General features: G+C 43.2%; 12 protein-coding genes and 1 pseudogene. 5 read left to right on the forward strand and 8 right to left on the reverse strand.

The annotated features are described in order from the left end of the window. Nucleotides 1–211, reverse strand: a pseudogene (locus tag O9324_RS27165) (IS5/IS1182 family transposase); the annotation flags it as partial. 306 nt (nucleotides 212–517) lie between these two features. On the opposite strand from O9324_RS27165, the gene tatC reads away from it, so the two are divergent. From tatC to psbB, 3 genes are all read left to right on the forward strand, one after another. Next, nucleotides 518–1,279: a twin-arginine translocase subunit TatC gene (gene tatC, locus O9324_RS06445; protein WP_002783793.1), complete on the forward strand. Its 762-nt coding sequence runs from the start codon at nucleotides 518–520 to the stop codon at nucleotides 1,277–1,279. A gap of 78 nt (nucleotides 1,280–1,357) precedes the next feature. After that, nucleotides 1,358–1,669, forward strand: coding sequence for a hypothetical protein (locus O9324_RS06450; RefSeq protein ID WP_002749272.1), 312 nt, complete (start codon nucleotides 1,358–1,360; stop codon nucleotides 1,667–1,669). Between the two features lie 383 nt (nucleotides 1,670–2,052). Further along, nucleotides 2,053–3,579: a photosystem II chlorophyll-binding protein CP47 gene (psbB, locus tag O9324_RS06455; protein WP_002749271.1), complete on the forward strand. Its 1,527-nt coding sequence runs from the start codon at nucleotides 2,053–2,055 to the stop codon at nucleotides 3,577–3,579. A gap of 307 nt (nucleotides 3,580–3,886) precedes the next feature. Here psbB and O9324_RS06460 read toward each other — a convergent pair whose 3' ends face one another. From O9324_RS06460 to O9324_RS06485, 6 genes are all read right to left on the reverse strand, one after another. Beyond that, nucleotides 3,887–4,006: a photosystem II reaction center protein J gene (locus O9324_RS06460; RefSeq protein WP_043995402.1), complete on the reverse strand. Its 120-nt coding sequence runs from the start codon at nucleotides 4,004–4,006 to the stop codon at nucleotides 3,887–3,889. Between the two features lie 42 nt (nucleotides 4,007–4,048). Further along, entirely contained in the window at nucleotides 4,049–4,168 is a 120-nt protein-coding gene (psbL, locus tag O9324_RS06465; RefSeq protein WP_002735805.1) for a photosystem II reaction center protein PsbL, read from the reverse strand. A 10-nt stretch (nucleotides 4,169–4,178) separates the two neighbouring features. Then, the gene (gene psbF / locus O9324_RS06470) at nucleotides 4,179–4,313 is read right to left on the reverse strand and encodes a cytochrome b559 subunit beta (RefSeq protein ID WP_002736175.1); all 135 of its coding nucleotides are present in this window, start codon (nucleotides 4,311–4,313) and stop codon (nucleotides 4,179–4,181) included. 25 nt (nucleotides 4,314–4,338) lie between these two features. After that, nucleotides 4,339–4,584, reverse strand: a complete 246-nt coding sequence (gene psbE, locus O9324_RS06475) for a cytochrome b559 subunit alpha (RefSeq protein WP_002749269.1) — start codon at nucleotides 4,582–4,584, stop codon at nucleotides 4,339–4,341. Nucleotides 4,585–4,662: 78 nt separating this feature from the next. Beyond that, entirely contained in the window at nucleotides 4,663–5,655 is a 993-nt protein-coding gene (locus O9324_RS06480) for a photosynthesis system II assembly factor Ycf48 (RefSeq protein ID WP_002770327.1), read from the reverse strand. Nucleotides 5,656–5,761: 106 nt separating this feature from the next. Further along, a complete protein-coding gene (locus tag O9324_RS06485; protein WP_002757647.1) occupies nucleotides 5,762–6,109 on the reverse strand; it encodes a rubredoxin in 348 nt (115 codons plus the stop codon). 547 nt (nucleotides 6,110–6,656) lie between these two features. Here O9324_RS06485 and O9324_RS06490 point away from each other — a divergent pair. Continuing rightward, complete coding sequence (locus tag O9324_RS06490) at nucleotides 6,657–8,954, forward strand: TOMM precursor leader peptide-binding protein (RefSeq protein WP_288139762.1); 2,298 nt, start codon at nucleotides 6,657–6,659, stop codon at nucleotides 8,952–8,954. 180 nt (nucleotides 8,955–9,134) lie between these two features. Here the strand turns inward: O9324_RS06490 and O9324_RS06495 are convergent, their stop codons facing one another. Continuing rightward, complete coding sequence (locus O9324_RS06495) at nucleotides 9,135–9,545, reverse strand: GNAT family N-acetyltransferase (RefSeq protein ID WP_287629030.1); 411 nt, start codon at nucleotides 9,543–9,545, stop codon at nucleotides 9,135–9,137. A gap of 99 nt (nucleotides 9,546–9,644) precedes the next feature. Here O9324_RS06495 and O9324_RS27170 point away from each other — a divergent pair. Next, a partial coding sequence (locus O9324_RS27170) for a helix-turn-helix domain-containing protein (RefSeq protein WP_353737494.1) occupies nucleotides 9,645–9,688 on the forward strand: 44 nt, incomplete at its 3' end.

The raw sequence follows: 9,688 nt of genomic DNA on the forward strand, positions 1-9,688 counted from the left end.
GATGTCTTAAATAAACCAACATTAGAACAATTTGTTCCTCTTCTGATAATTTAGGAGGTGTTCCGCTTCCTGGTTGATTAATCCTAATTTTGGTTTTTTCGATTTCTGATTGGTTTTTCCGATGTATAAGTTTTCCAAGGGACATCAGTTGTTCTAGTTGTTGGTAGTCAATCCCTAATAGTCTTTTAGTTTGTTTCGGATATTTTTGAATGTATTCCTAGGTGTAGTTTTTCATGGCTTTTTTTGAATCACTATTTGTTTTATTATATCCTATTATTGTGATTTAATTAAATTAGGTCGAGGTCTCATGCACATTTATTGAAGCTCTGGGTTAAAGTGCGATGCCGCTCTGGTGGGTTGAGTTGGGGAATGTTAGCGAATCAATTCAAACTCGATTGGCAACCTGTCACCGAGCAAACCCGACGATGTTGGAATGATTCTGATAGCTGACGGCTGATAGCTAAGGGTTATCAATGCTAGGATAAAGGCTTGAGTAGAGAACGATCGAGCCAAAGCCATGTCATCGACAGAAGTAAAAACCCCACCCCCAGACAGTCCTGAATTCCTCGATGAGTTACCCGGAGAAGTGGAAATGTCCTTATTTGACCACTTGGAGGAGTTGCGGCGGCGGATTTTTTATAGTTTAATTGCCGTGGCTGTGGGTGCGGTGGGATGTTTTATCTTCGTTAAACCCCTAGTACAAGTGCTGGAAGTTCCCGCCCAAGGGGTAAAATTTTTGCAGTTAGCTCCGGGAGAATTTTTTTTCGTCTCCCTAAAAGTAGCTGGATATAGCGGCATACTGGTGGCTAGTCCCGTCATTCTCTTGCAAATTATCCTCTTTGTGCTGCCGGGGTTAACCCGTCGCGAACGGCGTTTAATTGTCCCGGTAGTCTTAGGATCGAGTGTTTTATTTTTTGCTGGTTTATTTTTTGCCTATATTGCCCTGATTCCCGCCGCTTTAAACTTTTTTGTGAGTTATGGGGCGGAAGTGGTCGAACAAGCTTGGTCGATCGAGCGCTATTTTGAATTTGTCTTACTTTTACTGTTTAGTACCGGCATCGCCTTTCAAATTCCCGTTATTCAATTGATTTTGAGCTTTTTAGGCATTATTTCCTCGCAAACGATGTTATCAGGTTGGCGTTTCGTGGTTTTGGGGGCGGTGATTTTAGGCGCGATTTTAACCCCTTCTACAGATCCTCTCACCCAATCCCTGTTAGCAGGGGCGGTTTTGGGTCTATACTTTGGGGGCATTGGGGTAGTGAAATTAACGGGACGTTAGCAGTTTTTTGATAAAATTTGACGGCTGAAAACTAATTAAGCCAGAAAGCTAGAGATTGATTCTAGATTGAGTAACAAAGTGAAATATTTTTTCTTAACGGCAGGTTGGACAATAGGACGGGTGTGGGAATTTGGCGGTTTGTGGGATCATGCGAGTAGTTGGCGACGACCACCGCAGATAGAGCGATTAAATATCGGTATTTTAGAGGGAGAACAGGTTTTATGGCTTTATAAGGTGGAAGAAGCCGTGATTATGGTAGAAGTTGCCCCCAAGAGTGCCGAAATTGCCGATACTGTCCCCACCATCGGGCAAGTGGTGCTAAAACGCTTGATTAGTGCCGAACAAGTCCTCGAAATCCTGCAAAATGCCGAAGAACTACTGAGGAAGTAATCAGTTATCAGTTATCAGTTATCAGTTATCAGTTATCAGGAGTTAGGAGATAGGAGACGGGAGATTATTTTTATTTATTCTCCCCACAGCCCACAGCCCACAGCCCCCCTGCCCCCCCGATGTCGGGGGGGCAGGGGGGGTCACACCCCACAGCCCACAGCCCGCTCCCTTATTTGGACTATTCTGGCGGAAGACCGATCGCAAAGACTTGAAATCTGTTCTAACAATAGTTACACTTCTTTAGAATAGATACACTTTTCAAGGGATAATGTAGGTTGGCTAACTCTTGCACTTAACCGTCGAGAGTATTGGGCTTATATTTGACCCTGAATATAAAAAGCGTCTAAGTGGACACTAAATTGTCAATAGGAGGAGCGTAGTCAATGGGACTACCTTGGTATCGAGTACACACAGTCGTTCTCAACGACCCGGGCCGTTTAATTTCCGTTCACCTGATGCACACCGCACTGGTAGCGGGTTGGGCTGGCTCCATGGCCCTCTATGAGCTTGCTATTTTTGACCCCAGTGACCCCGTATTAAACCCGATGTGGCGGCAAGGAATGTTCGTGCTGCCCTTCATGGCCCGTTTAGGTGTCACCGGTTCTTGGGGTGGCTGGAGCGTCACTGGCGAAACTGGTGTTGACCCTGGTTTCTGGTCTTTTGAAGGCGTTGCCGCCGCTCATATTGTTTTATCCGGTCTGCTATTCCTAGCGGCGGTTTGGCACTGGGTTTTCTGGGATTTAGAATTATTCGTCGATCCCCGCACGGGCGAATCTGCGCTCGATTTGCCGAAAATGTTCGGTATTCACCTGTTCTTATCCGGTTTACTTTGCTTTGGTTTCGGTGCTTTCCATCAAACAGGCCTTTGGGGTCCTGGGATGTGGGTTTCCGATGCCTACGGTTTAACCGGTCATGTGCAGCCCGTAGCTCCCGAATGGGGACCGGCTGGTTTTAACCCCTTTAACCCCGGGGGTGTGGTAGCTCACCACATTGCTGCGGGTATCGTCGGGATTATCGCCGGTTTATTCCATTTAACCGTTCGTCCCCCCGAAAGACTCTATAAAGCCCTGAGAATGGGTAATATCGAAACGGTGCTTTCTAGCAGTATCGCCGCCGTTTTCTTTGCCGCTTTCGTAGTGGCTGGAACCATGTGGTACGGTAATGCTACCACCCCGATCGAACTTTTTGGCCCGACCCGTTACCAATGGGATAAGGGCTATTTCCAAGAAGAAATTGAGCGTCGCGTCGAGGCCAGCATCGCCAATGGGGCCACCATCGCCGAAGCTTACCAAGCAATTCCCGAAAAACTGGCTTTCTATGATTATGTCGGTAATAGCCCCGCTAAAGGTGGTTTATTCCGTACTGGTGCCATGGATAGCGGTGACGGTATTGCTAAATCTTGGTTAGGACACCCTGTGTTCAAAGATGGCGAAGGTCGCGTCCTGAGCGTGCGTCGGATGCCTAACTTCTTTGAAACCTTCCCCGTTGTCCTGACTGACTCGGAAGGTATCGTTCGCGCTGATATTCCTTTCCGTCGTGCGGAATCGAAACTGAGTATCGAACAAAGTGGTGTTACCGTTTCTTTCTACGGTGGCGCTCTCGATGGTCAGGTGTTCAGCGATCCTGCTGATGTGAAGAAATTTGCCCGTAGAGCGCAACTCGGTGAAGCTTTCGAGTTTGACACCGAAACCCTGAAGTCTGACGGGGTATTCCGCACTTCTCCGAGAGGTTGGTTTACTTTCGGTCATGCTGTCTTTGCTTTACTATTCTTCTTCGGTCACATCTGGCACGGTTCTCGTACCATCTACCGCGACGTATTCGCCGGGGTCGATCCGGATCTGGAAGAACAAGTGGAATTCGGTTTATTCCAAAAATTGGGTGATCTTAGCACTCGTAAACAAGAAGTTTAGTTTTAGCTAAATCATCCATATAACTAAAGGAGTCAAGTCTTTGACTCCTTTTTTTGTTAATCACACTATTAAAAACGGATTTATCCTAAATCTGGTTATTAAAAACTGATTATTTATTCTCCCCTTTGCCTTTTGCATGAGCAGAAAACGGGTTTCTCCGAGAAACCCGTTTTCTGTGCGTTACTCAACGGATTTGGTATTAGTATAAAGTTCGATCGAGCTTTACTTGAAACCGAATACTGAAAAAACCGCTAGTTATTTCTATAACTAACGGCTTTTTGCCGGGGGAAATTACCCGTATATGGAATTACATAGAGGAACCTAAACCGGCGTAAGCTCCGTAGAAGAAAAGACCAACCACGGCGATAACGCCTAGACCGGCGATGGTGGCGACTAACCACAAAGGAATACGACCTTCTGCGAACATGAATAACACCTCCTAATTGCGATGAGAATAAATCGGGACTAATTAGTTAAAGAAATAGCTGGAAAATAAAATTCCCAAGACAGCAACTAGGAGTAAACCTAGGTAAAGAGAAGTACGATTTAACTCGACGGCTTGCCGATTCGGATTAGGTGTTCTTTCCATAATTGTTCTCCTAGCGTTGAATAAACTGCATTGCCGCAATTGCACCGATAAAGAAGACAGTGGGAACCGCTAAGGTATGAACTGCCAACCAGCGAACGGTGAAAATGGGGTAAGAAATGGGTTGATTGGGATTACCACTAGCCATTGTTTTTATCCTTAATTAAAGTAAACTACTGATTAAACTGCTCGATTTGATTTTTGGCCTCAAAGCGATCATTAATGATTGGTAATTCTTGACGCTCTTGAGTGTAATACTCATCGGGACGGGGAGTGCCAAAAACATCGTAAGCTAAACCGGTACTCACGAATAACCAACCTGCGATAAACAGCATGGGGATGGTGATGCTATGGATAATCCAGTAACGAATACTGGTAACGATATCGCCAAAAGGACGTTCGCCGGTACTACCTGACATGGACGGTTCTCCTCGGAATGATAGGACTTGAAAAATTCAATCTCTATAATAGAGACTTTCTTGACCCTGAGACAAGTTTTAGGCCGGTTCGCTCGGGGGATTATATTTCAGTAAAACCCCATTTTGTCCCAAGACAAAACCCTTGTCGGAATTGATAAAAACAATTCGATAGAGATTGGAGGGGACACTTTCCACCGCGCGATCTTTTTGCCAAGATTGGCCGTTGTCATCACTGACCAACAGATTGCCACTACCACCAGCAACCCAAATTTCTTCGGGGGTGCGGTAGTTGAGGTCCAAAAGTCCCCAACTGGTGGAAAACTCGGGGAATACCTTATCTTCCCATGTATCGAGATCATTGGGGCTAGTAAATTGTAGTTGACCACCCCGGGCCAGGGCCCACAGTTCCCCATTTTCACCATAACCGACTTTTTGTAAGCGGCGGGAGGAAAGACGATTGTGGGGTTGCCATTCTGTTGACCCCGGTTCCCAGGTGGAATAAAAGTTCCCGCGTGCGGAAACGGCCACGTATTTACCATCATGGGAACGAACAATTGTCCGGGCCACACCCACAGCACCTTCCACTAAAGCTTGCCAAGTTTTGCCCCCGTCTTTGGTGCGGTAGATAGCGCCTAAATCCGTGACCATTTCGGCGGTTTTGTCGTTAAGGGCGATAATTCCGTAGGGAGAACCGGGTAATTTTTCACTTAAGGAGATACGGGACCAGCTGCTGCCCCCGTCTTCGCTATGGAGAAGAATTGAGGGTTTACCGACAATCCAACCCTCTTGGTTGTGGAAACTGACGGCGCTAAAGCTAACTTTTTCGTCGCCAAGGTTGAGGACTTTTTGCTGCCAGTTGTTCCCCCCATCGCTGGTTTCAAAGAGGGTAGATTTGGTTCCCACTAACCAACCGTGCTGCAGGTCGTCGGTAAAGGCGATATCGGCAAAAGTGGAGTCAGTGTCGAGGGTGAGGATTTGCCAAGGACTATTGCTCAGGGATGGCACACTACTACAGCTAAAGCAGAAAAAGGCTACAGCTAGAACTATTACGAATTGTTTCAGTTTTCTCATCAATGGTTCAGAGGTATTGGTCAAGGAATCGGGACGGATAAGGTTTGTCCCCGATTGGTTACAGACTTATAAGAGCCGTTAGATTTAAAGATAATGAGTGCTTGAGTTAGTTTAAACCATATAAACTAATAAAGAAAACAAATCCTAGCGCTAAAGCCCCGAAAATCAAAATATTTTTTTGTGCGGGAGTGAGACGGTTGACTCCAAAACCATAGCTAAGATTTTCTTGGAATCCCGAAGGAGCATCTTTAGCTCCAATGTTGATAAATTGGGAACGACGCACACCACACACGGGACAGCGCCACGTTTCTGGCAATTCCTCGAAGGGGGTTCCGGCGGGAGTGTTGGTTTTACTATCTCCCTTGCTGGGGTCGTAAACGTAGCCGCAGGAGCGACATTCGTAGTTGGCAGGGGCCTGGTCGGCTAGGGTTAGTTCTGGTGGGCGATCGCTCATAACTAAGATTAAGGGAATTTTCAACACTCTGTTACAAATTATCCTTGAAAATTGACCCCTCTCACGGGCAAGCCCTGACAGAATAGCCAGTTTTCAAGTCTTAGAAGGATTAGGGAGGCAGCATATCGGCTTAAAAGAAACTAAGATTAATCTATTAGGGCTTAAATGTCTATTAAAACTTTATTAAGTTTATATTTGGGCTATTTACCCTGATTTTAGTACTCAAATTTATTCCGAGAAATTGAGAAATTTCAGGCAGGGAAGAAATTAGGGGTCTGATTTCTCACCTCTAACCGATTATTCTTGACCAAATTGACTAAATCCCCGGCTTAATTTCTTCTTAGAGGCGAGAGTGAAGCTAAATTACTTGTCTTCATATTGAATAAATTTAATCACTTTTAGCGATCGCTTTTATATTTTGGCATAAATGGGCTGCCCTCTCGCCGTTCCCGAAAACGAAAACTTCGCACCTCACCATTAAGATAACTGCTACCAACCTTATATTATAGGTATATCATCAACCTTAACTAAAAAGAGAGTAAAAATTGTGTTCAACCAGTTTGATTGGAATCCAGCCTACTCAATTGAAACCCTAGAACCAAATACGGTATTTTTTCTATCTGAGCGAGAATCAATCTGTTTTCAAGAGCCGCTTTATTATCGTTTAGTAAGATTAATCGATGGTCAACGTAATCTTGATGAAATTATTGATATTCTTCAGTTAGAATTTTTACAAAATCAAGAAATCAATCCCAATAATCCTAATTCTTTTGCAGTTATTATTAATTATAGTCTGGCAATTCAAAAAGCGATTTTTCAGTTATATAAACGAGGTTTTTTATTAGAAAAAAAAGAATTACTGCCGTCTAATTTAGCAATTTTATGCTATCATCTTCAGGTTTCTCAAGACCAAGCTTTTGAACGATTACAATCTCTGAAGGTTACGGTTAAAAGCCTAGGCTCAATTCCCCAAGAAGATTTGAGCAATATTTTGAATTCCTTGCAAGTTCAAGTCGCAGATGAAGGAGATTTAACCATTATTTTAACAGATAATTATCTTCATCCTGATTTAGATAGTATGAATCAACAAGCTTTAGCCTCGCACAAGCCTTGGTTATTAGTTAATCCCCTGGGAAATCTAGCATGGATTGGTCCCTTATTTGATCACGATAAAACTGGTTGTTGGCATTGTTTGGCTCAACGATTACGAGATAATCGTCCCGTGGAGGAATTTATCATTAGACAGAAAGAAAATAAGATTTCTTTAATTTCTCCTTTAGGGTTTTCTTCAGCGACAATACAGACGGTTTTAAATCTGACGGCTATGGAGGTTTTTAAGTGGATTATTCAAGGTAAAAATCAACGTTTAGAAGGAATGCTGATGACTTATGATACTTTAAATTTACAATTTCAAGAGCATATTTTAGTTAAACGTCCGAACTGTCCTAGTTGTGGATATTCTCTAAATAAAACACCTTTACCCGTGGTTTTGGGACATCGGAAAAAGGCTTTTACCAATGATGGGGGACATCGTTTTTGTTCTCCTGAAGAAACCCTAAGAACCTATCAACATCTTATCAGTCCCATTACGGGAATTGTGCGAGAATTAAATAAGATTCAAGGGAATACTTTAGTTCATACTTATGTGGCGAAACATCATTTTCGCAGTGTCTTTGATGATTTAGACAGTTTACGGCAAAATATTGGAGGGAGAAGTGCGGGAAAAGGCCGTACAGATAGTCAAGCAAAAGCAAGTGGATTTTGTGAAGCTATTGAGCGCTATTCGGGGGTTTTTCAAGGGAATGAAATCAGAGAAAAAGCCAGTTATCAAGCGTTAGGAGATAAAGCTATTCATCCTAACAAATGTATGAATTTTAGTGAAAAACAATATCAACATCGAGAACAATGGAATGCGAATAATCAAGGATGGTTTCAAAAAGTCCCTGAACCTTTTGATGAGACAAGAATCATTGATTGGACTCCTGTATGGTCTTTAACTGCTCAAGATTTTAAGTATTTACCCACAGGATATTGTTATTATGGTTATCATCAATCTGAACCCTTAGATTGTTGGGCAGATTCTAATGGCTGCGCCGCAGGAAATACGATAGAAGAAGCGATTTTACAAGGGTTTATGGAGTTAGTGGAACGAGATTGTGTGGCTTTATGGTGGTATAATCAATTAGTTAAACCTTCCGTTGATTTAGAGAGTTTTGAGCAGCCGTATTTTGAGCAATTAAAGCAATATTATGATGGGTTAAATCGGGAACTATGGGTGTTAGATATTACCAGTGATTTGAATATCCCTTGTTTTGCTGCTATTAGTCCAAGAAAGGAGCGGGAAGTCGAGGATATTTTATTAGGATATGGAGCGCATTTTGACCCGAAAATTGCTATTAGTCGAGCGTTAACGGAGGTTAATCAAATCTTACCAAATGTGTTATCGTTTAAGGAAGATGGGACAACGATTTATAATCCTTCTGCGGATCCTTTGGCGGTTAAATGGTGGCAAACGGCAAGGTTAAGCAATCAATCTTATTTAGTTCCCGATAGTAAAATAATACCCAAAAAAAGTAATGATTATTTACAAGTAGCTAGTGATGATTTATTAGAGGATGTTAAATTGTGTCAGCGAATTGTTGAGTCAAAGGGGATGGAAATGTTAGTATTAGATCAGACTCGTCCCGATATTGGTTTAAGGGTAGCTAAAGTCATTATCCCCGGAATGCGTCATATGTGGAAGCGTTTAGGGGCAGGAAGATTGTATGATGTTCCTGTTAGCATGGGATGGTTAAAAGAAGCTTTGACGGAAGATGAATTAAATCGGTTTCCCATGTGGATGTAAACTTTTAGGGTTATTATAGTGTTGGGTTTCGTTGCCTCAACCCAACCTACAAGAGCGGCTGTTAGCATGGGATGGTTAACTCTCGTCGTTATTTAGTCCCAGAATCTTAGTTATTCTGGACTTAAACGTACCGTAGGGGCAAACCCCCTGTGGTTGCCCCCTTGTTGCCCCTGTAGCGCACTAAGCAATACAAGCGCGTAAATCATTAAGAGTAATCATCAACGTCATCGGTTCAAGAGGAGACACATCAAAACCTAAAGCCAAATAAAAATTCTTAGCTTCTTCTGAAATAGCATGAACAATAATTCCCCGAATACCAATGGTATCAGCCGCTTTAACAACCCGTAGCGCACCATCACGAAATAAACCGCGTCCTAAACCTTGACCTTGGTAAGAAGTATCTACTGCCAATCGTGCCAAAATTACCACTGGAATTGGGTTAGGCATATTCCGCCGAAATTTACCATTAGCTGATTGTATACTAATGGCCCCGGAAGCAAGGGCGTAATACCCAACTACCCTATTGTCAACGCAGGTAACAAAAGTTCTAGTTGCACCACTGGCTTGATTAGCATAAGCTCGACGCTTCAACCAATCATCGAAAATTTGGGTCTGAAACCCCGTCGTTCTACGACGGCTTTACTGTTAAATATGAGCATCGTTTACGAAATATATGCTAAAATGTGAGGTATGGAAAAAGCCTATTCGTTTCGATTTTACCCCACACCCGAACA

The organism is Microcystis sp. LE19-84.1B (assembly GCF_027531875.1).
Lineage (GTDB): Bacteria > Cyanobacteriota > Cyanobacteriia > Cyanobacteriales > Microcystaceae > Microcystis > Microcystis panniformis.